Origin of the sequence: Rossellomorea sp. NRS-1567 (assembly GCF_050467885.1) — a bacterium.
Lineage (GTDB): Bacteria > Bacillota > Bacilli > Bacillales > Bacillaceae_B > Rossellomorea > Rossellomorea aquimaris_C.
In genome coordinates, this window is the sequence record NZ_JBITPL010000030.1 from 107461 (window position 1) to 134056 (window position 26596).

28 protein-coding genes and 1 riboswitch are annotated in these 26596 nt (G+C 42.7%); all 28 genes read right to left on the reverse strand.

The window, feature by feature from the left end:
• Positions 1 to 17: 17 nt before the first annotated feature.
• The gene (gene fabG / locus ACIFOD_RS20935; protein WP_430316112.1) at positions 18 to 776 is read right to left on the reverse strand and encodes a 3-oxoacyl-ACP reductase FabG; all 759 of its coding nucleotides are present in this window, start codon (positions 774 to 776) and stop codon (positions 18 to 20) included.
• 21 nt (positions 777 to 797) lie between these two features.
• Positions 798 to 1973, reverse strand: coding sequence for an acyl-CoA dehydrogenase family protein (locus tag ACIFOD_RS20940; protein WP_430316113.1), 1176 nt, complete (start codon positions 1971 to 1973; stop codon positions 798 to 800).
• Positions 1974 to 2017: 44 nt separating this feature from the next.
• Complete coding sequence (locus tag ACIFOD_RS20945; RefSeq protein WP_430316114.1) at positions 2018 to 2992, reverse strand: quinone oxidoreductase family protein; 975 nt, start codon at positions 2990 to 2992, stop codon at positions 2018 to 2020.
• A gap of 11 nt (positions 2993 to 3003) precedes the next feature.
• Positions 3004 to 3780, reverse strand: coding sequence for an enoyl-CoA hydratase/isomerase family protein (locus ACIFOD_RS20950; RefSeq protein ID WP_430316115.1), 777 nt, complete (start codon positions 3778 to 3780; stop codon positions 3004 to 3006).
• Positions 3781 to 3803: 23 nt separating this feature from the next.
• Positions 3804 to 4880 carry a phosphotransferase family protein gene (locus tag ACIFOD_RS20955; RefSeq protein ID WP_430316116.1) on the reverse strand — a complete coding sequence of 359 codons (1077 nt, stop codon included), beginning with the start codon at positions 4878 to 4880 and terminating at the stop codon, positions 3804 to 3806.
• A gap of 15 nt (positions 4881 to 4895) precedes the next feature.
• Positions 4896 to 5312, reverse strand: a complete 417-nt coding sequence (locus ACIFOD_RS20960; RefSeq protein ID WP_430316117.1) for an acyl-CoA thioesterase — start codon at positions 5310 to 5312, stop codon at positions 4896 to 4898.
• A gap of 78 nt (positions 5313 to 5390) precedes the next feature.
• Positions 5391 to 5957 (reverse strand): TetR/AcrR family transcriptional regulator, encoded by a 567-nt coding sequence (locus ACIFOD_RS20965; protein WP_430316118.1) that lies wholly within the window; start codon positions 5955 to 5957, stop codon positions 5391 to 5393.
• Between the two features lie 44 nt (positions 5958 to 6001).
• Positions 6002 to 7600, reverse strand: coding sequence for a long-chain-fatty-acid--CoA ligase (locus ACIFOD_RS20970; protein ID WP_430316119.1), 1599 nt, complete (start codon positions 7598 to 7600; stop codon positions 6002 to 6004).
• Positions 7601 to 7651: 51 nt separating this feature from the next.
• Positions 7652 to 8407 (reverse strand): SDR family NAD(P)-dependent oxidoreductase, encoded by a 756-nt coding sequence (locus ACIFOD_RS20975; RefSeq protein ID WP_430316120.1) that lies wholly within the window; start codon positions 8405 to 8407, stop codon positions 7652 to 7654.
• Positions 8408 to 8419: 12 nt separating this feature from the next.
• Positions 8420 to 9649: an acyl-CoA dehydrogenase family protein gene (locus ACIFOD_RS20980; RefSeq protein WP_430316208.1), complete on the reverse strand. Its 1230-nt coding sequence runs from the start codon at positions 9647 to 9649 to the stop codon at positions 8420 to 8422.
• Positions 9650 to 9695: 46 nt separating this feature from the next.
• Positions 9696 to 10469, reverse strand: coding sequence for an SDR family oxidoreductase (locus ACIFOD_RS20985; RefSeq protein ID WP_430316121.1), 774 nt, complete (start codon positions 10467 to 10469; stop codon positions 9696 to 9698).
• A 182-nt stretch (positions 10470 to 10651) separates the two neighbouring features.
• Positions 10652 to 12037, reverse strand: coding sequence for an L-cystine transporter (locus ACIFOD_RS20990; RefSeq protein WP_430316122.1), 1386 nt, complete (start codon positions 12035 to 12037; stop codon positions 10652 to 10654).
• 119 nt (positions 12038 to 12156) lie between these two features.
• A complete protein-coding gene (gene thiE, locus ACIFOD_RS20995; RefSeq protein WP_430316123.1) occupies positions 12157 to 12798 on the reverse strand; it encodes a thiamine phosphate synthase in 642 nt (213 codons plus the stop codon).
• Positions 12795 to 13604, reverse strand: coding sequence for a bifunctional hydroxymethylpyrimidine kinase/phosphomethylpyrimidine kinase (gene thiD / locus ACIFOD_RS21000; RefSeq protein WP_430316124.1), 810 nt, complete (start codon positions 13602 to 13604; stop codon positions 12795 to 12797). The genes thiE and thiD overlap by 4 nt, the downstream gene beginning before the upstream one ends.
• 15 nt (positions 13605 to 13619) lie before the next feature.
• Positions 13620 to 14639 carry a thiazole biosynthesis adenylyltransferase ThiF gene (locus ACIFOD_RS21005; RefSeq protein WP_430316209.1) on the reverse strand — a complete coding sequence of 340 codons (1020 nt, stop codon included), beginning with the start codon at positions 14637 to 14639 and terminating at the stop codon, positions 13620 to 13622.
• A complete protein-coding gene (locus ACIFOD_RS21010; protein WP_148993948.1) occupies positions 14639 to 15403 on the reverse strand; it encodes a thiazole synthase in 765 nt (254 codons plus the stop codon). The genes ACIFOD_RS21005 and ACIFOD_RS21010 overlap by 1 nt, the downstream gene beginning before the upstream one ends.
• Position 15404: 1 nt before the next feature.
• Entirely contained in the window at positions 15405 to 15608 is a 204-nt protein-coding gene (gene thiS, locus ACIFOD_RS21015) for a sulfur carrier protein ThiS (RefSeq protein WP_148968919.1), read from the reverse strand.
• Positions 15609 to 15612: 4 nt separating this feature from the next.
• Positions 15613 to 16710, reverse strand: coding sequence for a glycine oxidase ThiO (gene thiO / locus ACIFOD_RS21020; protein WP_430316125.1), 1098 nt, complete (start codon positions 16708 to 16710; stop codon positions 15613 to 15615).
• Positions 16711 to 16716: 6 nt separating this feature from the next.
• Positions 16717 to 17334, reverse strand: a complete 618-nt coding sequence (locus tag ACIFOD_RS21025) for a thiamine phosphate synthase (RefSeq protein ID WP_430316126.1) — start codon at positions 17332 to 17334, stop codon at positions 16717 to 16719.
• A complete protein-coding gene (locus ACIFOD_RS21030) occupies positions 17324 to 18127 on the reverse strand; it encodes an energy-coupling factor transporter transmembrane component T family protein (protein WP_430316127.1) in 804 nt (267 codons plus the stop codon). The genes ACIFOD_RS21025 and ACIFOD_RS21030 overlap by 11 nt, the downstream gene beginning before the upstream one ends.
• Positions 18124 to 19551 carry an ABC transporter ATP-binding protein gene (locus tag ACIFOD_RS21035; protein WP_430316128.1) on the reverse strand — a complete coding sequence of 476 codons (1428 nt, stop codon included), beginning with the start codon at positions 19549 to 19551 and terminating at the stop codon, positions 18124 to 18126. The genes ACIFOD_RS21030 and ACIFOD_RS21035 overlap by 4 nt, the downstream gene beginning before the upstream one ends.
• 14 nt (positions 19552 to 19565) lie before the next feature.
• A complete protein-coding gene (locus tag ACIFOD_RS21040) occupies positions 19566 to 20144 on the reverse strand; it encodes an ECF transporter S component (RefSeq protein WP_430316129.1) in 579 nt (192 codons plus the stop codon).
• Positions 20137 to 20835, reverse strand: coding sequence for a thiaminase II (gene tenA / locus ACIFOD_RS21045; RefSeq protein ID WP_430316130.1), 699 nt, complete (start codon positions 20833 to 20835; stop codon positions 20137 to 20139). Before tenA ends, ACIFOD_RS21040 begins: the two co-directional genes overlap by 8 nt.
• Before the next feature lie 117 nt (positions 20836 to 20952).
• Positions 20953 to 21060: riboswitch (TPP riboswitch) on the reverse strand.
• A 286-nt stretch (positions 21061 to 21346) separates the two neighbouring features.
• A complete protein-coding gene (locus ACIFOD_RS21050) occupies positions 21347 to 21946 on the reverse strand; it encodes a response regulator transcription factor (protein WP_113967910.1) in 600 nt (199 codons plus the stop codon).
• Positions 21943 to 23079 (reverse strand): histidine kinase, encoded by a 1137-nt coding sequence (locus ACIFOD_RS21055; protein WP_430316131.1) that lies wholly within the window; start codon positions 23077 to 23079, stop codon positions 21943 to 21945. The genes ACIFOD_RS21050 and ACIFOD_RS21055 overlap by 4 nt, the downstream gene beginning before the upstream one ends.
• Positions 23080 to 23229: 150 nt before the next feature.
• Positions 23230 to 23427 (reverse strand): hypothetical protein, encoded by a 198-nt coding sequence (locus ACIFOD_RS21060; protein ID WP_324743951.1) that lies wholly within the window; start codon positions 23425 to 23427, stop codon positions 23230 to 23232.
• 151 nt (positions 23428 to 23578) lie between these two features.
• Positions 23579 to 26110, reverse strand: coding sequence for a cyanophycinase (locus tag ACIFOD_RS21065; protein ID WP_430316132.1), 2532 nt, complete (start codon positions 26108 to 26110; stop codon positions 23579 to 23581).
• Between the two features lie 201 nt (positions 26111 to 26311).
• Positions 26312 to 26593, reverse strand: coding sequence for a DUF6509 family protein (locus ACIFOD_RS21070; RefSeq protein WP_113967913.1), 282 nt, complete (start codon positions 26591 to 26593; stop codon positions 26312 to 26314).
• Positions 26594 to 26596 lie beyond the last annotated feature (3 nt).

Sequence of the window (26596 nt, forward strand, 5' to 3'; positions counted from 1 at the left end):
TTCACCTCTTTCTCCCATTAGGCTTTCGGCCCTCCAGCTACGTAGAGGATTTGTCCATTAACGAATGACGAGCTTTCATCTGCAAAAAACGCCACTGCATTCGCTATATCTTCCGGCTGCCCGCTTCTTCCGACAGGAATTCCTTGAAGACTCGCTTCCACCAGTTGTTCAAAGGTAATTCCGATTCGCTTCGCCGTTTCCCTGGTCATTTCCGTTTCGATGAATCCGGGGGCAACTGCATTGGTCGTTATACCCAGAGGACCAAGCTCTATAGCCAAAGTTTTCGTTAAGCCTTGGAGACCCGCTTTAGCCGTAGCGTAATTTGCCTGTCCTCGGTTACCGAGTGCAGAGGTAGACGAAATATTAATCATACGGCCATACCTCTTTTTCACCATATAACCTTGCGCGGCTTTCGCTACGTTAAATGATCCTTTCAAATGCACATCCATGACCGTTTGCCAATCTGTATCGGTCATTTTAAATAGCAGGTTATCTCTGATGACTCCTGCATTGTTGACGACTATATCAACGGAGCCGAAAGTTTCATAGACTTCTTTTATGGCATCTTCTACTTCCTCGGATTCTACTACATTCGCAACTTTTGTATATATTTCATATTCTCTCAATTCCTCACTGACTTCCAAAAGTGCCTCTTCATTTACATCAATGACGGCAACCTTTGCCCCTTCTTCTGCAAAGAGCTTGGCAATCGCTCTACCGATCCCCCGGCTCCCGCCTGTTACTAATGCTACTTTTCCTCTGAATCTTTCACCCATTTCCATTACCTCCCTATCGCTTTAAACAAACTGGCCCACTTTCACATGCCCTTTTAAGAGATTCCTTGAAATGATCAGTTTTTGAATTTCATCCGTACCATCATAAATCCGCCACAATCTTGCTTCACGATACCAGCGTTCAATGGGAAGCTCTCTTGTGTAGCCCATCCCACCGTGAATTTGAAGGACCCGATCCACTACCCTATTGCCCATGTTCGATCCATACAGCTTGGCAATCGATGCAACATGGCGATTATCTTCTCCTTGATCCAACGTGAATGCTGCATTTAACACAAGCCACCTGGCTGCTTCAATTTCCACGGCAGAATCAGCGATCTGCCACTGAATCGCCTGTCGATCCGCGATTGGCTTTCCAAATGTCTCTCTTTCCTTTGAATAATCAATCGCCATTTGAAGTAAGCGTTCCGCTGCCCCTACTGCTTGTGCCCCTACGATCCAACGTGCGAACCCGATCCATTCCAGACCCAGATTGTAACCACCATCGATTTCACCCAGAATATTTTCTTCAGGCACCCGCACATCATCAAAAAACAGACTGGCCGGTCCCCATTCCCCCATGGTATGAATGTATTCAGATGTCCAACCCATGCTTCGATCGGCAATAAAACAGGTTACTCCGTCCCGACCCGTTCGCCGATGCTTTTCCTTATCGGTCACCGCCATGACCATGACAAAATCTGCTTCATTTCCGCCCGTAATAAAGGTTTTTTCCCCATTCAACACCCACTCATTTCCATCCTTCACTGCGGTCATCCGAATGTTTTGAGTATCGGATCCGGCTCCCGGTTCCGTCATGGCGAAGCAGGACTTTTTCTCTCCGTTTATCGTGGGGATCAAATAGTTCTTTTTCTGTTCTTCGTTGGCATAGTATAGGATGTTATCTGCATAACCACCGAAACTGAAAGGCACAAAGGTTTTGGAGATTTCCATATAAACAATGGCCATCATCATTTGCCCGAGGTCCGCTCCACCGTATTCTTCTGGTGTATTGATACCCCAGAACCCTGCTTCCTTTGCTTTTACCTTCAGCTCATTTCTTTTTTCCAGGGAAAGACTTGGTTTTCCTTCCCGTTCATTTCTTAGCACTTCATTTTCTAAAGGTATTAGTTCTTTCTCAACAAATTTACGGATGGTTTTTTGGATCATCCTTTGTTCATCTGATAACCGTAAGTTCATCCCGTTTCCCCCTATTAGTTGGATCGTATACTAACTACTCAGTATTATGGCTGCAGGATTACTTTTCCTACCGTTTTTCTTGCCTGCATGAGTGTATGGACCTTAGCTGCTTCCTCTAAAGGAAATACATGACCAACCGTCACTTTCAATTCCCCGGACGCGACGTAATGAAAGATTTCATGAAGGGTTTTCTGGTTTAGTTCAGCATCTCCCATGAGAGGAGGGAGGAAGAACCCGATAACAGACTGATTCTTTGCCATCAAAGAAGAAGGATAAAATCTGCTCTGTTCCCCGCTTGCGACTCCGTATATGACCATTCTCCCGAAATAGTCGAGACATTTTAACGTCTTATAGAAAACATCACCACCTGCCATCTCCAATGCCAGGTTAACACCCTTACCATTTGTAGCTTCCAGAACTTCTGCTTCCCAGCCATCCTGAGTGTAGTTGACTAATACGTCTGCCCCCATGGCCCCTGCAAGACTTAATTTTTCTTCTGTACTGGCCGTGGCGATGATCTTACCTGCACCAAAACGTTTTGCCAGTTGGACGGCAAGCAGGCCAACGCCACCAGCCGCTGCATGAATGAGGACGATTTCCCCCTGCTGCAACCTTCCCAAGGTTTTTAATATATGATAGGCACTTAATCCTTGAACAGGGATGGCGGCCGCTTCTTTGAAATCCAATCCATACGGCAGGGGGATCACCGAACGCTCATCTGTCAGGGCAAATTCTGCATAACCTCCGGAGTCCATCATGGCTACAACACGGTCTCCCTTTCTTACTCTCGTCACATCTTCTCCCACTTCCGTGACGATTCCCGCCACTTCAGAACCCGGGATATATGGTAGTGGAGTTTTTACCACATATTGCCCTTCACGTCTTGCTGTATCAGCATAATTGACTGCTGATGCTTGAACTTCAATAAGGACTTCTCTCCCTCGTGGTGCAGGAACATCTATATCCACATTTTCTAATACATTAGGGCTTCCAAACTCTCTGAACTGAATGGCTTTCATTCTGATCCCTCCTATTTTCCCGTAAAAGTTGGCATTCTTTTGTCTTTAAATGCTGAAACTCCCTCAGCATGATCTTCAGTTGAAATCAACAATGCTTGTGTGATACGTTCTTGTTCGAGTATCTCATCCAATGATAAGGTGAATGAACGATCAATCATTTTCTTCATCATTCCATATGCTTTACTTGGCCCCGAGGCTAACCCTCTAGCCCAATCAGTTGTTACCTCTTCAAGTCTTTCAGAAGGGACAATACGATTTACCACACCTAAGTCATACATTCTACCAGCAGTCACAGGTTCTCCTGAAAAGAAGAATTCTTTCGCTAAATGAGAGCCGATGATGCGGGGAAGAAAATACGACCCTCCTCCATCGGAAATAAGACCTACTTTAGAGAAGCTTAAAGCAAATTGACTATCTTCTGAAGCGATGATCAAATCGCAGGCCAGGGCTAGATTAAATCCGGCACCTGCTGCAAAACCGTGTACCGAGGCGATGACCGGTTTTTCTATTTCTTTTATCGCTTTAATGCATGTATTTAATATCCCGATATGTTCATAGACTTCGGTTGATGTGGCGCTCCCCATCGTTTTCACGTCGCCGCCTGCAGAAAAGGCCCTCCCGGCACCGCGAATCACAATGGCTCTGATTTCCTGATTATGTTCTGCCTGCTGGAGCGCTTCAACGATTCCCGCAAGCATGCTCTCATCAAAGGAATTCAAGCTATCCGGTCTGTTTAATGTCAATGTAAGCACCCGGTCAGTGGTTTCTATTAATAAAGAGGATTTCATCGTTTTCGTTCATCTCCTTGTCTTTATTCCTGGCGATCGAATGCAGCTTGATTTCCCAGGGTGATCAAAGATTCCGCAAACCGATCAAATTGAGAAAATCGTGAATCTCTGGTTTGCCCCATCTTAAAGCGGTAATAGATTTGTTGCACAATGACTGCGAGCTTAAAGTAAGCAAAAGATAAATAAAAATGAATATGGTTCACATCCCTGCCGCTTTTCCTGGCATACTCTTCGATAAATTGCCTTCTGCTGTAAAAACCGTCCATGATCGTTACTGGAGGCTTCCCAAGACCGAATTTTAATAACTCGGGATCATCATTTTGTATCCAATACCCCATAGCGACACCTAAATCAGCAAGAGGATCACCAACGGTCGCCATCTCCCAGTCAAATAATCCCACCATGGATTTCAGGTCAGAAGAAAACATGGCATTGTTTAATTTAAAATCATAATGAATTATGGTCGATTCAGTATTTCCTGGAACATTCTTTACCAACCAGTGTGTCAGCTGATCCACTTCACGAATCTCACTTGTTTTTGCACGCTCGTAACGATTGATCCACCCGTGTACTTGTCTTTCCATAAAATGTTCGGGCTTACTGATTTCATGAAGAGTTGTTTTTCGGTGATCAATGGAATGAAGTTCAACAAGTTTAGAAACCATTTCCTCCGATATTTTCCTGCAGACATCTGGTTTCACATGGAGGTGCGGGGGAAAGGAAGTATCAAACACTTCACCCCTTTTTCGCTCCATGATAAAAAATGAGCTGCCTACGATCCTTTCATCATCAGAGAATACATACGGCTCCGGTGCAACCCCGAACAATGGTTGAATTTCTGTAAGGATCCTGAATTCTCTTTTCATATCATGAGCCTTCGGGGCGACGGGACCTAAAGGAGGGCGCCTCAGTACACCTTCCCATTCACCCACTTTTAATAGATACGTAAGATTTGAGTGTCCTGCAGAAAATTGTTTAATAGATAGCTCTTCATGAAGGAGGTTGGGGAAATGCTCTTTCAAGAAGTGTTTTAAATTGGTTACATTCAGTTCTTCTCCTTGTCGCACCGATACCGTTTCATACCCTGTTTTTTCAGACATCTTATACCTCCAACATTAAGAATATTCAGTTTTTTCTGAGCGCAAATGAGTGTTTAACTGATCCTTTAACAACTCAGGGATCATTTTGCTTTGCTGCTCAAGAAAATCAAAATAAACGATCACCGCATTTCCCTTTGCAATCAATTGATGGGTGTCCGCACATAAAATATCATGCTCTAACTGAAAGCTCTTTGATCCAATTCTTGATAGATAGGTGGTGATCTTCAGCTCTTGATTAAAATACCCTTGTGATACAAAGTCACATTTGGTTGAAGCCAGAATAAAACGCCAGTCTTTCACATCCATATCAAATCCGAGTGATTGAAAAAATTTAATTCTTGCTTCTTCTAAATAAACAAAATAAGTAGTATTGTTGATATGGCCCAATGCATCCGTTTCGCAAAATCTACTCGTTACCGTAATGGTTTCCATTAGCACACCTTCTCCCTCTATAAATACTAACCAGTCGGTATGTTGATTGGAAAGGAAATCCTGTACATGATTTCCCCTTTACTCTGACTCAATCCCTTTTAATACCATATTGACAAAAGTCCGGGCAATTTCCTGATCGGATTTCGCACCATCAGGTTTATACCATTGATAGCTCCAATTCATCATACCCAGAATTCCAAAGGCTACAATCGATACGTCAAAGTCTTCATGAAAGTCTCCGTTCTTCCTACCTTCTTTCAGGAGAGTTTCTATATTATAGCGATACATATCCCGCTTAGGCTCAATTGCATCCAGACTTTCCTGACTCAAGTGCCTCATTTCTCTAAAAAATACTTTGGCACTGGACCCTTGCTCTTTAATATCCAAAATGGAAAGATGGACAATATCATATAGCTTTTCCATGTAGCACTTCCGATCATCCACAAGTACTCTTTCCTGTTTAGATAATAAGCCATCAATATAGCACATATGAATTTCCCTTAACAGCTCTTCCTTACTGGAAAAATAGTAATAGAATGTTCCTTTCGTTACACCAATGGATTCTACGATGTCCTGGATGGAAGTAACGGTAAACCCTTTTTCATCAAATAAGCGTACAGCATGTTCTGTAAGTTTTTCTTTCATCTGAAATCCTCTCAATCTGCAAATATCACCTGAATTATATCATATTACCTCACGCTTTCACGCAGAGCTCTTCGCAATATTTTCCCAACACTCGTCTTTGGAAGCTCATCACGAAACTCAATGATTTTTGGAACTTTGAATGATGACATGTTCTCCTCGCAGAAATGAACCAATTCTTTTTCAGTTGCCTGTTCTCCTGTCTTTAAGACGATCACTGCCTTAACGGTTTCACCTCTATAAGAGTCCGGGACACCTATTACGACCGCTTCCTGTACGCTTGGATGCTCGTAAATGATTTCCTCGACTTCCCGGGGATACACATTGTATCCTGATGCAATGATCAGATCTTTCTTTCGGTCCACAATCGATAAATAGCCTTCTTCATCCATTCGGGCGATGTCTCCCGTGTATAGCCAGCCATCTCGAAGGGCGTGAGCAGTCTCTTCAGGTAAATTCCAGTAGCCTTTCATGACTTGAGGGCCTTTAATAATGAGTTCACCCACATCGCCTAAAGGGACCTCCTTAGTGCCGGTTGCTAAATCGACTACCTTATAGTCTGTGGATGGAAATCCGATTCCGACGGTTCCCGGCTTTCTTTCTGCAAAAGCTGGGTTGCAATGAGTCGTCGGTGAAGCCTCTGATAATCCGTATCCCTCTAATATTTTTGCTCCTGTTTTCTTTTCGAATTGATTCAATAACTCAACTGGCATCGGGGCGCTTCCACTATTACAAATCTTTATTGAATCAATGCCGTACTCTTCTGCGTGGGGATGATTGGTGATCGCCACGTACATAGTCGGCACACCTGGAAACAGGGTGGGCTGTTCATTCTTAATCGTTGTTAACACTTCTGTCAATTCAAATCTTGGAAGCAAGATCATTTCATTTGCTGAATAGACCGCAAAATTCATACAGGAATTCATCCCAAATACGTGAAAGAACGGAATCACACTCAGGCTTCTTTCTTTTCCTGTCTCAATACTGTCTTTAAAGAAGAGCTGACTTTGAATGACATTTGAAAGAATGTTTTTATGAGTGAGCATGACTCCCTTGGATGCACCGGTAGTTCCACCCGTATATTGAAGCACTGCCACATCTTCTTCAGGATTGATCGACACTTGGGATACTTCACCATCCCCCACCCTTAAAAATTCATCAAAGGAGTAGTCCGAAGCGCTGTTTTCCCCCTGGAGGCTGACTACGATAATCGTCTTGATCTCTGTTTCCTGTTGTATGGATTTGACCATAGGATAAAAACGGTCCAATACGACGATTGTCTCTGCCCCCGAGTCGTTAAGCAGATGGATTAATTCCCTCTCAACCGACATCGGATTCACCTGTGTGACAATTCCCCCGGAGGTAAGGATCCCATAATAAGAGATCACATATTGGGGACAGTTCGGGAGCATGATCGCCACCCTGTCTCCTTTCTTCACTCCACTATGTTGAAAGGATGAAGCAAGCATGGTGACGGTACCCTGAAGTTCACCATACGTGATCCGTTTTTGATAAAAGCTGATACATGGATGAGCAGGGAATGAAGAAACGGTTTGTCGAAGCATTTCTGGAATTGAAAAATCAACCACAGGAATTTCAGTTTCAAATGTCTCAGGGTAATGACTGAGCCAAGGTTTAGTTGTCACAAAATCATTCCTTCCATTTCAGAATACTAATGTACCAATTAGGCATGTACCTTAAAAGATTAATCCGCCACCATCAACAGATAATGTGGCACCGGTTATAAAGGACGCCTCATCGGAAGCTAAAAACAGAATCGCTGAGGCAACTTCTTCTGGATTTCCAATACGCCTTAGAGCATTTGATTGAGAGATCGCCGACCATTTCCTCTCATCCTTCTTCCAACCATTGATGATGTTCGTATCAATAACCCCAGGCGCCACTGCATTCACCCGAATATTATCCTTTCCATATTCCAGGGCTGCATTTTGTGTCAGCAGTATGACCCCACCTTTTGCCGCATTGTAAGCTGACACGAATTTACGGCCCTTTAAACCGAGAAGGCTCGATACATTCACAATTACACCATCTTTTTTCATCAATTCAGGTACGGCATACTTCATTCCCAAAAAAATGCTTTTTAAGTTTGTATCCAAAACGGCATCCCATTCGTTCTCTTCCAAATCAATACTCCTGACTTCCGACTGTCCGATTCCTGCATTATTGATAAGGATATCGAGACCTCCGAAATGTTCTACCGTTGTATGTACGAGTGATTGGATACTTTCACTTTCCCGCACATTCGTTTTGACAAATAATGCATTTCCTTTTTTTTCGTGAATGAGTCTAACAGTCTCTTCACCACTTGCATCATCCAGGTCTGCTACGACCACAGCAGCACCTTCTTTCGAGAACCTTAGGGCTGTAGCGCGCCCAATTCCTCCGCCTCCTCCTGTAATAACGGAAACTTTCCCTTCTAATCTCTTCATCATTCAACTCTCTTCCTAGCTTTCTACAGGAGAAGCTTTTTCGTGTTTTCTCAATTCTAATCTGGCCAATTGGGCACGGTGTACTTCATCTGGTCCATCAGCAAGCCGCAGTGTACGGGCATTTGCCCATTGAGCTGCCAACGTGTAGTCATCCGATACACCTGCTGCCCCGAACGCTTGAATGGCCCGGTCAATCACACGTAAAGCCATGGAAGGAGCCACCACTTTAATCATGGCGATTTCCTGTTTAGCTGCTTTATTGCCGACGGTATCCATCATGTAGGCTGCTTTCATTGTGAGAAGACGGGCTTGCTCGATTTCAATCCTTGAGTTCGCAATCCATTCTCTTACGACCCCCTGACTTGCCAATGCCCTTCCAAATGCATCACGCATCTGAACGCGCTTACATAAATCTTCAAGTGCCCGCTCGGCTGCACCAATCAATCTCATACAATGATGAATTCGCCCCGGTCCCAACCTTCCTTGTGCGATAGCGAAACCTTTACCTTCACCCCAGATCATATTATCTAAAGGAACTCTTACATCGGTAAAGCTGATTTCTCCATGTCCATGAGGAGCATGATCGTAACCGAACACAGGGAGCATGCGCTCAATTTTCACACCTGGTGTATTCAGGGGGATGATGATCATTGATTGCTGTTCATGTCGACTCGCTTCTGGATCCGTTTTCCCCATCAAAATTGAAAAGCTGCATCGAGGGTCCCCGGCGCCTGAGGACCACCATTTCCTCGCGTTAATGATGTATTCATCTCCATCCCGAATGATACTCGCCTTAATATTCGTTGCATCGGAAGACGCGACATCAGGCTCGGTCATAGAGAAACATGAACGGATATCACCATTTAGAAGTGGGATAAGATACTGTTGTTTTTGGGTGGGAGTCCCATAACGTTCCAACACTTCCATATTCCCTGTATCAGGAGCATTGCAATTAAACACTTCCGGCCCAATCAGGGATCTCCCCATGATTTCACAAAGAGGGGCGTATTCTACATTATTGAGCCCGGCACCATATTTGCTTTGAGGAAGAAATAGGTTCCATAATCCCCGTTTCTTCGCTTCCGCTTTTAATTCTTCCACGATTGCGGGAACCCCACTCCAGCGGGTTTCTTGCTGATTGAGCTGATTTTCATAGAGCGATTCATTCGGATACACGTATTCTTCCATAAATCGGGATATTCTATTTTGATATTCTTGTACTTTTGGAGAATAGGAGAAATCCATTACATCCATCCTTTCTTAACCAAAACATGTATTACTTCGCACTCGGTTACATCGCTGAGGATCCACCGTCTACGACGAGAACTGAACCAGTGACAAAATCAGATGCACGGGCCGCCAGGTAAAGTGCTGCTCCTTTTAGATCATCTTCGGTACCGAATCGATTTAATGGTGTGCCGTTTAAAATGGCTTCCCCTGCATGAGACAGAATTCCTTTTGACATTTTTGTTGGAAAGAATCCCGGTGCGATTGCATTCACATGAATCCCGCGGGATCCCCATTTCACGGCTAGATCCTTCGTGAAATTGATGACCGCTGCTTTACTGGTACTATAGCCAATGGCATCCATATAACGTGGGTCTGTACCTTGAAGACCTGCGACGGAAGCGATATTAATGATTTTTCCTTGCTGTTGCTCAAGCATTACTTTCCCCACGGCCTGTGACATAATAAAAGTACCATTTACATTCACATTGATTACTTTATGCCATGCATCAAGGGGCATATCTTCTGCAGGGGCCCCCCAGGAAGCACCACTGTTATTCACTAAAATATCAATGCGGCCGAACATCTTCTTTGTTTCATCTACAACACGCTGTACATCTTCAGGATTAGTGACATCACACTTCAATGCCAGTGATTGGACACCTAATTCTTCTAATCCTTTCTTCACGTCTTCACATGCTTCAACGTTTCTCGAGCATAAAACTACGTTAGCCCCCGCTTCAGCAAAGCCGGTAGCGATTTGTTTTCCCAACCCCCTGCCTCCTCCAGTCACAAGGGCAACTTTACCTGATAAATCAAATAACTTATTCACATGCATGTTCATGCCTCCTCATCTTTACAGCATTTCAATCACACACCCAAGATACTAACCGGTCGGTATGTTTAATTCCATAGTAAAGAATATAGTCTGAATTTTCAATCATAATCACTGGAAATAACTAAATTAATTTTCATACAAAAGAAAAACTGGCTCATATATGAATGAGCCAGCCCACTTGTTTAAGCTTCTGCTTCAATGATTTCTTTGTTATACGTTTCGCTATCCAAATCCCCTGTCACTTTACTTGTTATCACTCCGGATGTCATCGCACCACTCACGTTAACTGCTGTACGCCCCATGTCAATCAAAGGTTCAACAGAAATCAATAGACCCGCTAACGCTACAGGAAGATCCATGGCGGATAGAACCAGGATAGCAGCAAATGTAGCTCCGCCTCCAACGCCAGCAACACCGAAGGAGCTGATGGCCACCACTACGATGAGCGTAAGAATAAAGGAAGGGGTTAATGGGTTGATCCCGACAGTCGGTGCAATCATCACTGCAAGCATGGCAGGATACACACCTGCACAACCGTTCTGACCGATGGATAACCCGAAGGATCCCGAGAAGTTTGCAACCCCTTCTGAAACCCCCAATTTATTCTTTTGTGTTTGAATGTTAAGCGGAAGTGTTCCGGCGCTGGATCTCGACGTAAAAGCAAATGCTAATACAGGAAATACCTTTTTCATATAAGTGACCGGATTTAAACCAGTAAGAGTAAGCATGATTAAGTGAATGGCAAACATGATAATCAAGGCAACATATGATGCTCCAACAAATTCTCCAAGCTTCATGATAGCATCAAAATTACTTAATGCCACTGTTTTAGCCATGATGGCCAACACACCGAATGGAGTGAGTCGTAACACTAAAGTCACAATTCTCATCACTACAGCATAGACGGAATCCACGATCTTCTTGAAGAATTCAGCAGCCTCAGGCTCTTTGCGCTGAGCCCCCAAGTAAGCGATGCCGATGAAAGCTGCAAAAATCACGACAGCGATCGTCGAGGTTGCTCTTTGTCCCGTAAAGTCCAGGAACGGATTCGCAGGTAAAAGCTCGAGAATTTTTTGAGGATAACTCTGACCTTCTAAAGCTGTTGCTCTCTCCTCTAATTGAACACCCCTTGCCGCTTCTGCCTCTCCCTGATCAATCTGGATCGCTTCCAAATCAAAAGCCACGGTCGTAGCAATCCCGACAGCTGCAGCAACGGCTGTTGTGCCTACCAGCAATCCAATGATCAGCACAGAGATCTTCCCTAAATTATGAGACCGTTTTAATTTAGTAAAGGCTGATATAATCGACACAAACACTAAAGGCATGACAATCATTTGCAGCAGTTTAATATAGCCGGTTCCTACGATGTTAAACCATTCAATCGATTGTGTGACATTTTCATCCCCGGCTTCATATACCCACTGTAATCCAAGACCAAATAATATTCCGAGCCCCAGAGCGGTAAACACCCGTTTTGAAAACGAAACATTTTTCCTTTGCATATAAAGTAATACACCAATGAGAACAAGAAACACCAAAATGTTTAACAAAACAAACCAGACATTCATTCTTACCCCTCCCTCTTATCGTTGATGATGATACAAGTTAGACCGAGGTCTACTGTATAGTATGATGAGGGAGTATGAGATATGTTGTTATAGTGGTTTTATTTTTTATTGTGGATCGATTACAATCGTAAAAGCTTTTGTTGAACAACTTGGGCTAAGTTTTCCGTACGAAAGGGATGTCTTGAAATCGCAGAAATAATTGCTACACCGTCCGCACCAGCTGCCAACACTTGAGAAGCATTTCTCGAATGAATGCCTCCGATCCCGACAAGGGGGATATCGATACCATTTGTTCTTATTGATCGGATGATTTTCGGGCCACGAACCTCTCTACAATCATTCTTCGTATTGGTAGGAAACATTGGACCAACTCCAAGATAGTCTGCCCCTGACTCCATAGCTAACCTTGCTTCATTCACGTCATGAGAGGAGACACCAAGTATTCTATTTCCTATTTTCCGACGGACTTTTTCGATAGGTTCATCCTCCTGACCGATATGTACTCCATCAGCGTTCATTAATAAAGCCAGCTCTACATCATCATTCACGATAAAAGGAATACCGTGTTTACGACATAAACGCTGCAGCTCATGAGCCAGCTCAACTTTCGCATCACCTTCTAAAGCTTCCATACCTTTTTCACGAAATTGAAACATGGTAACTCCGCCTAAAAGGGCTTCCTCTAATACATGTGCCGGATGCTTCTCACAATTAGGGCTTCCCATCACAAAATATAACTGCAGACTTTCTCTTAGATTCATGCATTCATACCTGCATGGTACGCCCAATGATTCGTTGGTCCGTGCTCACTCCCAATGCCCAGTGAGTCACTGATCGCGGCAGTGATAAATTGTTTGGCAGTTTGGACAGACTCATTGACCGTAAGTCCTTTTGCTAATTGTGCTGTAATCACAGCAGAGAATGTACACCCTGTTCCGTGAGTATGTGGTGTGAAGACTCTCGGACTGCTAAACTCATAAAATCTTTTTCCATCAAAGAGGATGTCAGTCGCTTGACTAGATTGAGCATGAGATTGATGTCCACCTTTTATCACCACATGTTTAGCCCCCATTTGGAACAATATTTCAGCCGCTCTTTTAATGTCAGCTTCAGTGAGAATTTCATGCCCGGTTATGGCCTCCGCTTCAGGAATGTTCGGCGTGACCACAAACGCAAGGGGGATCAATTCATTGATCAAAGCGTTAACGGCTTCCCTCTCCAATAAAGCTGCTCCCCCTTTTGCTATCATGACAGGATCCACAACGAGCTTCTTCCAGGAGTGTAATCGAACAAAGTCGGCAACATGAGAAATAATGTCTTCGTTCACCAGCATGCCCGTTTTGATGGCTTTGGGAGGTAAATCTTCAGCAATCGAGGTTAATTGATCAATGACAGCCTCAGCAGATAATGGATACACACCTTGTACACCTCTAGTATTTTGCGCCGTCACTGCTGTGATGGCAGACATTCCATAGACATTCAGCTCCTGAAACGTCTTGAGATCTGCCTGGATCCCAGCCCCACCGCCACAGTCAGATCCGGCAATCGTCAATGCTTTTTGAATCATGTTGTTCTCCTCCCTTTATCCCAAATAACGATGATAAACCGATTTTGCTTCCCTTATATCTTTTGTTCCGTGAACGAGAGTACGTCCATCACGAAAGAGTACGATTCGATAAGATTCAACCTCGAATGAAATCAAATATGGATTTCTAACAACTTGTTTCCCCTGGAGTTCTAACGATTTTGATCGTTCAATAAGATCGATGCCAGGTTTTGTAACTGGACGGATCTGAACTGAATCCCTCCCACAAAGGACTGCTGTTTTCGTTTGATTTTCGTATTTCAGACTGGGGAATGTACGATGCTCTCCACATGAAGGGCATCCATCCCTCTTCAGCTTGCTCACATCCAGGGAAGTATGCTCATTTTTCCATAAATCAAACGAGACCACTTTATTACCCAGTGCCTCCATGTCTTCTACCAGTATCTTTAATCCTTCAGTAGTTTGATAGGCCACAACTGTGGAAACGGCAGGGCTGATGATGCCCGCTGTATCACAGGTCATTCCACCGATTGGAAAGGTGTCGATCAAACATTGAAGACAGGGAGTGATACCGGGAAGAATAGTGAATGATATTCCGTAACTTCCAACACAAGCACCATAAATCCAAGGAATGGAATATTTTTGAGAGATATCATTTATAATCATTCTTGTATCAAAGTTATCCGTTGCATCGATGATAAGATCTACGTTCTTGGCAAGTCTCAACATCTCTTCTGGCATGGCATCCAGTACATGCTCTTCAATATTTACAGTTGAATTAATCGCTTGGAGTCTTCTTTTTGCCGCTACAGCTTTTGGGATGCGGTTTCTTGCATCTTCCTCGTTATACAGCTGCTGACGTTGTAAATTACTCCATTCTACATAATCACGATCTACAACCGTCAACTTCCCGATACCAGCACGCACCAAGGCTTCTGCATTGCCTGTTCCCAGTGCTCCCGCCCCGATCAGCAACACATGTTTATTTCTTATTAACTTTTGTCCCTCTGTTCCGATGGGGTGAAACAGCGCTTGTCTTGAATATCTATCTTCGATCAAACACTCATCCCCTCTACTGGGCTGCTTGCTGTTGCATAACGTTTCTTCGGAATTCTTCCAGCCTCATATCCGAATCGTCCTCCCTCAATCGCAAGCCTCATAGCATTCGCCATCATAACGGGATCGTTCGCAGAAGAGACGGCTGTATTGAGTAATACAGCGTCTGCCCCGAGTTCCATTGCAAGAGCTGCATCTGAAGGAGAACCAATTCCGGCATCCACAATGACCGGTACCTTTGTTTGCTCAATAATGAAAGTGAGATTGACAGGATTGATGATTCCCTGTCCAGATCCTATAGGGGAAGCGCCCGGCATGATGGCATGGGCCCCCAACTCTTCCAACCTCCTTGCAAGTACTACATCGTCAGAAGTATAGGGAAGCACTGTAAATCCTTCTTTTATTAATTCTTCTGTTGCTTTCAGTGTTTCGACAGGATCGGGAAGAAGCGTTTTATCACATCCGATCACTTCTACCTTAATCATGTCACAGAGCCCTGAAGCTCTCGCCAATTGTGCATGTCGGACCGCTTCCTGAGCACATTTAGCCCCTGCGGTATTCGGTAATAATGAATAGTTTTCAAGATTCAGTTTTTCTAAGAAATTAGGTTGACCAGGTTCAAAGATATTCATGCGCCTTACGGTGAACGTAAGAATTTCTGCCCCGGAAACCTCGACAGCTCTTTTCTGGATATCAAAATCAGGGTATTTTCCCGTTCCCAGTAAAAGTCTTGAATGGAATGTGTACTTTCCGATTTTCAACATTTCAACCGCCTCCTACAAATTGGACTAACTCTAAGATATCCCCATGTTTCACTTTGGTGATCTTGTGCTCTTGTTTTTCAAGAATGGTTTGGTTCTGTTCAACGATGATCATTCGGTTTTCCAGGTTAAAATGATGAATCAATTCCAATACTGTTGTAATTGATTCCGGCACCGTGACCAGCTGTCCGTTAATTCGTAATTCCACCTTCTCAACTCCTTACGTATGAAAGTAGGGGATGGGATTCCTTCCCCTCTATCAGATCTGCCATCAATACTCCAGTTATGGGCGCCAGGAGTATACCATTACGGTAATGCCCCGTTGCAATGGAAAGTCCTTTCCATTCCTCACTTCTCCCCATAAATGGCACCCCTTGATAAGTCTGAGGACGTATGCCGGCCCAAGCCTTTTCCCACTCGGCGTAAGCTAAATCAGGCAATATGCTTGTCGCCAGCTGCATGAGGTTTAATAAACCATCTACGGAAATAGTTTCATCAAAGGAATGGGGCTTCTCTGTTGCCCCTATCAAAAGCCTTCCACCAATTTTCGGAACAATGTAGCAGTCATCCGTAAAAATTGTACGCTCTACTACTTTGCGGGATACTTTAACTGAAAAGCATTCTCCTTTGACTGGATATGTATTGAAAGTCATATTCAGCTTTTTCAGTAGAGATTGACTCCAAGCACCTCCCGCTACAATCGTTTCGTCTGCGTAAAAGGGACCCATAGATGTTTGAACCCCGGTAATCCTGCTTCTTTCTATAATAAAATCATAAACGTCCGTAAATTCCTTCATCTCTGCACCTAATCTCGATGATGCCAAACCTAAGGCTTGTGTAAGCTTTAGTGCTGAGACGTTCCCATCCTTCGGAATATATAATCCCCCTGCCACATCTTTTGAAAGATGAGGTTCATAGGAAAATAGAGTGTTGGGGGAAAGCCATCTAATTTGTTCCCCTCGTGATGCTATAGAAGCCGTTTCTACTAACTCCTGTGCTTCCTCCTCCGTTCTCGCCAGCTTAATCATTCCATTTTCCACATATTCAATGTCCATTCCACTGATCTCTTTTAAATCCCTTGCTAAAGAAGGATACATATCACGGCTCGCCTTCGCCAGATGATACAAAGGGCTGTTCCCCTTCAATTCGGTTTGAACGCCGAGCATGCCTGCAGCTGCTTGCGATGCTTTTCCTGCCAGTCTATCCTTCTCTATCAGGAGAACTTTCTTTCCTCTTTTGGACATTTGATAAGCAATGGAGCAGCCTATCACCCCTCCACCAACAATCAAAGCATCATACTGTTTTATCAAGCTACCTCACCCCCTGTGTAATTGTTTATAATAGGATCGGGCTGCATCTAATGGATCTTTTGAAAGCAAAATACCTGATAAGACAGCGACTCCTTTTGCTCCGGTTCCCGTAACCTCACATACGCGTTCAGGTGTAATGCCTCCTATGGCAATAGTGGGAATCGGGAGGGTTTGAACCACTTTTTCTAAGCTTGCCAAACCTCTTCCAGGCATACCCCGCTTTGAAGAGGTAGAATAGATATTTCCATAGAGCAGGTAATCCGCTCTGCTTACCATTGCCTGTTGTGCTTCTTCCACGGAATGGACAGAAGCTCCAATCTGTAAGGAAGGAAAAGTACTCTTCACTAAGCTGATATCCGCACTTTGCTGGCCAAGCTGCACCCCTCTTACATTCTTCATAAAGGCAATGTCTGCCCGATCATTGACACATAATTTTGTTAATGGAACTCCTGCTGCTACTAGTCGATCTATGGCCACAGCCATTTCTTTCCCCGTCCACTGCTTTTCGCGAAGGTGGAGCATGTCGAGATATGGATAAACGGACTTCGAGATTTTCACTAATTCTTCCACTGATTGTTTTCCTGTTGAAATCACATGTAATTGTTTTCTCGTTTCAATTCCCATAGCGAACATCTCCCGTCGGAAAAATAGGTAGATGGATAGAAAAATAATAACTGAGCGCAATCATGATGAGAATGCTCCCCAAGAAGTATCCATCATATTTGGAAAAGGTTACTCTGTAGTAATAGGTTCGTTGCCCACTTCCTTTAAAACCCTTTGTTTCCATGGCTACGGCAATTCTGTGAGCTCTTCTGATGCTCTGGGCAAGCAGGGGTATGGAATACGATTTCAATTTATGGAATACGTGCCTTATTCCTCTCCGTTCTTCAACTCCCCTGACTCTCATCGCGTTTCGTATCGTGAAGAATTCTTCAATCATAATGGGGATTAATCTGAATCCGGCCATAAAACTATACGCATACTTAGGTTTTAATCTCAGTTGCTGCATGAGGGAGTAGAAAAGCTTCACCGGTCTCGTAGTGAGAGCAAATAGTAATCCCAATATAGCGAATACGATGGTACGCAATCCAACATGGATCCCCCGATAAAAGCTCTCTTCGGTAATGTGGATCAATCCCCATTTCATCCATGTTGTTTCACCTTTCCCAAATAAAATCATTGATGAAGCTGTAGAGATGAAAACAAGAAAAAAGGGTAAAATCATTAAACTGACGGTTCTATATGAATACCCTGAGAAAACCCATAACAGGAGAAAAAAGAGAAAGCTCAAATATAACAACAAGTTAAGATAATGAATAAAAAGCAGAAATACAAAAATCCCGATCAAGGTCAAGAGCTTAAAGCTGGGATTGATTTGATGGAGCCAGGTTTCTCTATGCTCGATTTCTATATTCATATTGCTTTACTACCAGCAATCTCATTAAAGAAATCCTGGGTGAGACGCCCATTTTCAATGACCCATACTCTGGATGCAAAGTGAGTAATGATATTTTCATCATGTGTCACCATCAGAATGGTATATCCTTCTTTTTGATAGTCTCGAAGCATCTCAAGTAACGCAAACGTATTTTGAGAATCCTGGCCAAAGGTCGGTTCGTCCAATAATAGAATATCTTTATTCCTGACAAGTGACGCTGCGACGCTTAACCTGCGCTTTTGCCCCATGGATAAATGATAGGGATGATGATGTTTGTATGGATCAAGCTTGAATCGCTTCAATAGTGCATGCACCTTTTCCTCCACTCTTCCTTCATCCACTTTCCCCCGCCGAAAAGTATACGCAACTTCATCAAACACACTGTGTGTCACAAACTGAAACTCGGGATTTTGAAAAACAAACGTACATTCCTCTGGAACATTCTTTCCTTTCACCTGTCTTCCATATAATTCATACGTACCGGTCGTTTGGATGAATTTCATGAGACTGTGGAGTAATGTTGATTTCCCGGCTCCGTTCTTTCCGGTGATTGCAATCCATTCACCTTTAAAGCTGACGGCATTTTGGAGTTGGATTTTTTCCTCTTTTTGTATATACCCTTTAAAGTTCTCCAGCTTTAAATTCGTTTTTCCAAACGGGGCAACCTTCTCCGGAGGGTGTGAAGAAAGATAATCATTCCACGCTTCCGGATACCATACCCCGACTATTTTCAATGTTTCCTTGAAATTTGATAAAATGTGAGCCTTTGGTCCATCAGCCACTATCCTTCCATTAGCATCGAAAAGAATAATACGATCAATGATCTCTAGTACGTGACTCAGCTTATGCTCAACGATAAGTAACGTTTTATCTTTACATGTCGTCTTCACTGTTTCCCATACAGATTTTGTGCTTTCTTCGTCTAACATGGCTGTAGGCTCATCCAGAAATAGTGTTTGGGGATGGAGCGCAAGAGCAGAAGCAATGGCCAATTTTTGCTTCATTCCCCCTGATAGAGTGGAGATTTTTGTATGGGAATCCGTCAGACTTAAATTCACTTTCTCTAACAGATTTTTAATTATCTCTCGCATTTCGTCTCTTGGAATCTGGTTGTTCTCCAAAACAAAGGCAATTTCCTCATCTACATAGGGCATACAAAATTGAGCATCCGGATCTTGAAAGACATACCCGAAAGATTCAGGACGCTCAATCGAGTCAGCTTTCATCGGCACATCTATCGAATGGGGTATGACACCGGATAAAACCTGGAGGAGTGTGGATTTGCCACAACCAGATGGCCCGAGCAGCAATGCCTTTTCCCCGTCTTCAATCGTAAGGCTTACGTCTTTAAACATCAGTTTATCTGAACCGGAAAATGTAAGGCGCAGATTTTCAACATGCATCGTCCTTCCCTCCTTTACTGATTCAGGGCATCATAATCTTTTTGGTCTGCACGTCTGACCAAACTGGTTACCCCCGTTTTCTCCAGAGCCTTAACGAGATAAAAGGCACCTATGCCTGCTATCACGATGGATCCTATCAATCTGGCACCAATAAATAGAGATAAATTCCACAAAACCAGGTCTCCCATGTATCCCTTAAAGTAGTCCATCAGAATTGAGCCAAATGCTGAACCCACAGCTGCTATACAAATGATGATGACATCATAACGCTTATAGCGGGTGATAAGAAAAATCAACTCTGCAAACAAACCTTGGATTAAACCGAACAATAGTACCTCGAGACCCCATTCACTTCCCATGAGAAATTCCCCTGAAGAGGCTGCAATCTCTGCCAGAAGTGCGACGCCTGGTTTCCGAATGATTAAAAAAGCAACGGTTGCCGCCATGAACCACATACCATAGATCAGTTGATCAGCATGCAATCCAAATGGCTTTAACAAGTTGTAAACCGGTCCCCATAGCTTATAGATAATCCCAAAACCTATGGAGATCACGACCGTTACTAAAATGTCTGTCAGCTTTAATTTAGACATGTATTCTACCTTCTTTGCCCAGAGATGACTGAAACGGCCACTGCTCCAGTGTGTATGCCATTTCCCAAAACTGTAATTCATAAATGCTGCTCAAAATGAAATTCTCTTTCATTCTTTCCTTATCTGTTTGTGTCATCGTTTCTGCCAATCCATCCAGTCGCTGAATCTGTTCATCCACTAACTCCCGAAACCATTCTCCACCATAAGCTGCGATCCACTCCTGATAAATGGCCTCCTCAGGTGTACATGATTTCAAGCGTTCACCGATCTCATAATATAACCAGTAGCAGGGGAGTATTGCCGCCAGAATATCTGCGAGACCTCCATACTGTGCGGAACGATACATATGCGACGTGTAGGCATAGGCAGTAGGAGCAGGGTTGAACTGCCGTTTTTCTTCTTCCGTAATCCCTAAACGGTTTGAGAAATTTTCATGAAGGGAAAGCTCTGCTTCATTCGTTCCTACTGCGTGTGTTGCCATTCTCGATGTAGTATGTAAATCTGTTGCTTTGGCTGCACCAAGTGCCTGCACCTTCGAAAAGTGTGAGAGGTAATAGGCATCCTGCAGAATGTAGTATCTGAAGTTTTCAAGGGGGAGGGTTCCATCCCCGATACCTTTAACAAAAGGATGGTGAAAACTCGCTTCCCAAATTTCCTTCACTTCGTTTCTTAAGTACGCTGTAAATGACATAGTATCTTTCTCCTTTTCCAGACGACCCGAAATGGGCAACAAAAAAAGCCACTTTCATTATGCATACCGCATACAGAAAGTGGCTTGAGATCAGTTTGATAGAATTCGATTCTATGTGACCGTCAAACACCACTTCCCTACGCTGGTCTCAACCAGATCAGGTTCAAAGGGTCTTAAAGTCACACTTTAATCTCAGCCTTTTAGAAGGCACCCCTAGTGGATCGTCCTATGAAATTTTGTATTCGATGCTATCGTACCACGATTCTTTTACTTGTCAACACCAAAAAGAAAACCTTTCATCATTTTCACTTTGTCCTTTCCATACAAAACCAATCATATCAAAGGATACCCATTTATAAATTTAAATGAACTTCTTTTTAGAATGTGGCTCTTGTAAAGCATAATTAGGCGACTGCCGCAATTATATATATACAATCAATAGATTAAAAATTAATAAACACTAAAATAAAAGCAGGGACGGACCTCCATATTGGAGGTCCGTCCCTGCCCATCATTTAAACCATCCTTTTTCTTTTGATTGAGTGATGGCTTCGATTCGATTTTTAACTTCAAGCTTGTCGAGTATGGTTGAGATATAGTTTCGGACGGTACCCGTTTTGAGGCTGAGCTCATCGGCTATCTCCTTCGTGTTTTTCCCGTCAGCAACCAGCTCCAACACTTCTTTTTCACGGTCTGTCAGGGGGTTCTCTTCGCTATACACATCGTCCATGAGCTCTGGTGCATACATACGTTTACCCTCCATGACAAGACGAATCGAGTACGCCAGTTCTTCACTTGGGCTGTCCTTTAACAAATAACCCTTCACTCCACCTTTTAATGCACGCTGGAAATAACCGGACCTGGCAAAGGTTGTGAGGATAATCACTTTGCAATTTTCGCCTTTTAATTCCTCTGCTGCTTCAAGACCAGTCTTTTTGGGCATTTCAATATCCATGATACAAATATCCGGCTGCAGCTCGTGGACGAGGGCAATGGCTTCTTCTCCATTGCCCGCCTTTCCAACCACTTCCATATCATCCTCTAAACTAAGTAACGAGCCTAAGGCACCTAATAGCATTCGCTGGTCTTCTGCAATAACAATTCGAATCATTCCATTCCCTCCCTGTCTGTTTGCTTGATTACTTTCGGCACTCTCATAATCAAAGTGGTCCCATTCTCGGAAAAAACGTCTAAGCTCCCATTTACAAATTCTAACCGTTCTCTCATCCCGATTAAGCCGCTGCCTTTAGACAGTGTGTAATCCCCCTCGATTCCCATACCATCATCCTTCACTATGATGGTCATCTCTTTATCCGACTCTTCAATGATTAGCTCACAGTGCGACGCCTTGCTGTGTTTGACAACATTCGTCACGGCTTCTTTCAGGCACATGCTCAAGATATTTTCCAGAAAGAGTGATGCTTGGGGGATCATGACCTCATCATCCATCACGAAATCAATTTCCGCTGCCTTTAATAGCTGTTTGATCCGGACGATTTCGTCTTTTAGCCGGATCCCCCTCATCTGAGATACCATTGTCCTTACTTCACTCAAAGCCGTTCGTGCCGTTTGCTGAACATCCTTTAATTCGCTTCTGGCCAGCTCTGGATCTTTGTACACCAATTTTCTGGCCAAATCACTTTTCAGGCCGATAAGAGAAAGCTTTTGACCCAATGTATCGTGTAGATCCCGGGCAATCCTCTGGCGTTCTTCCTGCTTGACCAAGTCTGAAATACGTTTATTTGCATCTTCCAACTGATCTTCGAGCTGCACCTGTTTATTTCGATTATAAATATTAAACGGCAACAGAATGACGCTTATCCAAATGATCAGAATAAAAGGAAATTGGGATAAAAATAATTCGTCCTGTATAACAAAATTATAATTGATCGATGCCGTCGTTAATACCAGGTGGATGATATAAAGGGTTAAAAACGCCACCCGGTTTTTTATATTCCCATTATAGTAGGCAATGTAAAAAGCAAAATAAATAAAATTAAATTGAATGGTCATGGTAATGGATATCGCGATTAAAATCGATGTCCATAAATAAACCGGCCAATCCCTTGAAATAAAAGCAAATCGTAAAGAAATAAAGAACATGATGGTCAAGGAAATCCCTACAACAATTTCGATGGAAGAGGAGGACTGAAAGATAAAATAAAATGGCAGGATGCTGATGATGCTCCATATATAAGGGGAAATTCCTGATCCTTTTTGAATATTGATTAACTTTTTCGGCATTTGCACAATAAAATTACCTCTTTTACTTTCAGTTTTTTAACTATATAACCTATAGTATGACATAAATTATACCCATTTTCATACAAACAGTTTAAGAATTGTCCCACCGTATAGACAAGAAAATCGTATAAAATTCCCCATTATATAATATTAATATTTCCGATTTTGAATTGCTTTTTGCTTCTGCATGATCTCATAGGATTTATGGATGATATCCGTTAACACATCACCTTTGTAAACTCTTCCAATTTTCGTGTTTTGCTGATAGTATTCAACGATTTCATCCAATTTCTTTGATGTTTCCTTATCAACCCTTACATTAAGTTGCATTCTTCCTTGATCTGACAAGGTTCGCCCCCCTTTACCTATCTGTCTGTTAGCAACTGCTAGCACTTTGTTATCACTAGTATAACAAATGCTATCAATTATATATACCGGCAAATGACCTAAAAAAAGTGGAAAGCCCAAGCGTCAATCCGCTCAGGCTTTCCGTTCAATTCTATTTGTTTTCAATCGAGATTTTCACTGGTACGATATCCATTTTCACATTGAGGTATGAGTAATCATCTTTATTTCCATCTTTATAACCCCAGAAGCCTTCCGTTTGATCTCCTTTTTTGAAAGTCAGTTCAAAGCCTTCATCCTGAGAAAAACTATAGCTCTTCACTTCATCCTGTCCAAAGTTATCAAGAAGGCTATAGCTTATATAGTTTGCAAGAGAAGGATGCGGCGTTAATACTCCTGTATGGGGAGCAGCTTTATATTCGTAGTATTCATAGTCTTTTGTTGAAACCTTATGATCACTGATCGTATATGCATTTGTATTTAAATTTAATTGATCTCCAGAGGTAATCCACGATAAATGAATATTTTTATACGTATGTGATGATTGTGATAGATCTGACTGACTCAAATCTACTACAGAGACGCCGCCTCTACCTTTTACTTCAATGGTTTTAGCTTCGTTATCCACTATCATCGCCGTATCTTCATCGATACCATAGGCGAATTCATTTTCTTCTCCATGTTCAGCATTGGTTGCAATTAAACGCCCCAATCGTGCTTTTTTATCAAAGTGCTGATCCACGATACCATACGGGAAGAATCCTAATCCCTTCTCAAGATATCCAGGTCCACCTTCTTGTTGAGACATCCCGTCATACGTATCTGTAAAGCCTTTTGTTAGAGTCTCATAGCTTCCACCACCTGCGATCATCACATCGCTCATGATTGCAGCTCCTGCACTTGTACCGCCAAGAACGGCTCCAATACGATAGATTTTCCAAATGCTTTCAAGAGCCATTGACTTCGATCCATCTTCGTTTAGTAGGGATCGAGTGATATCCGTTTGATCACCTCCTACAAACCAAATGGCATCATACTCTAGAATCCTTTCTGCCAAATCTGGGTTATTCTTATTATCTGACCATTGGGATTCGTCTTCTCCCGTCCCTTTAAAGTCATGATTGGATAAAGGAAGAATGTCGATTCTTTCAGTTGGAACACCGTATGAGGAAAGATCCTCTTTAAATGCTTTTGATGACTTCAAACTGGAACTTGCTGCAGGGATAATCCCGATTTTCCCATTTTCCCCAGCACGATTAATAAATTCCTGGTACACTTCTTCATTGCTGCTCCCTAAAGCTCCGCCGACGATCACCAAGCTTCCCTTTGTTTCAGGATCAAAAGAATTCTCAGGCATTTCTAATGATGATTCCTTAAACTCTTGTGTCAGACGGTCTTTCTCATTAAAGCGGACCGAAACTGGAGAGACATCCATTTTCACATGCAATAAAGAGTAAGAATCTTTTTGACCATCCTGATAACCCCAATATCCGTTTGTTTCATCTGTCTGTTTGAATCCGAGCTCAAAACCATTTCCTTCACTATCATAAAGGTAACTATGTACCTCACTTACTGCTTCATTGTCCACCAGGGAATACGATAGGTATTGCGGGAGTGCTCCATAGGATGATAGAACACCCGTAGCTGGAAGAGGCTTAAAGTTATAATATTCATAGTCTTTTGTTTCAACCTTATCCCCGCTCATCGTAAATTCTTTCGTTTTCGCATTAAGTTCATCACCAGGAGATAGATAACTAAGATCAACGTTCTTTATTTCTTTTCCTGTGGAAGTTGATTGTGCTACATCTATAACCGTGATGTTACTTCTTCCTAATACTGAAATCGTTTGTTTTTCATTGTTAACCACCATCGCCGTATCTTCATCAATTCCATAGGCGAAGTGATGTTTGTTTGTTTCGTAATGGATGGCTGTAGCCACTAGTCGGCCAAGTCGAGATCTTTCATTAAAATGTTGATCCACAATCCCCCATTGGAAGAATCCAAACCCTTTTTCGATATATACAGGTGCATATTCTCCATCTGGATTGGATACGTCTTCCGTTATGAACTCTTGACGAAGACCTCCTAAACTGTCACCGCCTGTAATCATCACATCACTCATGATGGCTGCTCCTGCGCTTGTCCCACCAAGAACGGCTCCTTCCCGGTAAACATTCCAAATTTCATCTAAAGCTTTCGTGTTTTTCCCATTTTCCTTAACTAATGTGTCTGTGATCTTAAGTTGATCTCCTCCGACAAACCAAATTCCTGTCATTTTCTTGATTTTTTCTGTTATTTCTTTCTTTTGAGCATTATTTTTCCATTTGCTTTCGTCTTCCTCTGTACCTGAGAAATCGTGAGCAGATAGAGGAAGGATTTCAATTGATTTTTCATCTACTCCATACGACATCAAATCTTCCTTAAATTGATTTGATGACTTCAGAGAGCCTGAAGCAGAGGGAACGATACCAATCTTCGCTTTCCTTTTTCCACCTGATAGTTTGATGAATTCTTCGTAAACAGCCGAGTTGCTGCTACCTAAAGCTCCTCCGACAATCACTAGATTCCCCTTGATGCTGCTCTCGTTTTCCTTGGCAAATACACTGGAAGTTGCCAAGCTGATTATAACTGTAAATACAGTCATAATCATGAATAGTTTCTTCGTTTTACCCCAATAACCATTCATCAACATTTCTCCCTTCTATTAATCTATTTTCAATTAATTATTATGCAATTTCCATGCCAACTCAGAAGTCTCTGAATTATCAGTCATTTAAGAAGAAAAGGGTTAAAATTGGATGTTTATGGTGAGGTTATAAATGAACCAATAACAAAAAAACCTCTACATTCGTTTGGTTTCGAATGTAGAGGGTGCAGCTTATATCGATTATCCGATATTTTCCTCGCAATATGAAAGAAGGAGACTTTCTTCCTCTTCTTCTAATTCAAAGTCAAGATACGACTCAGTGTTTCTTTCTACAATGGTCGACTGTACGATCCTGGAACCGTTCTCGTCTCGAACAAAAATGACTTTTATGTAAATACCCTGTTCTCTGTAAAGCTCATCATCCTCAGGTACTTCAATATCAAGAATAACTTCATATCGATCTCCATTTAGTATACCGGTAGGATCTTTCAGTTCCTCGGCACTATGACTGGTAATGTTCATTTA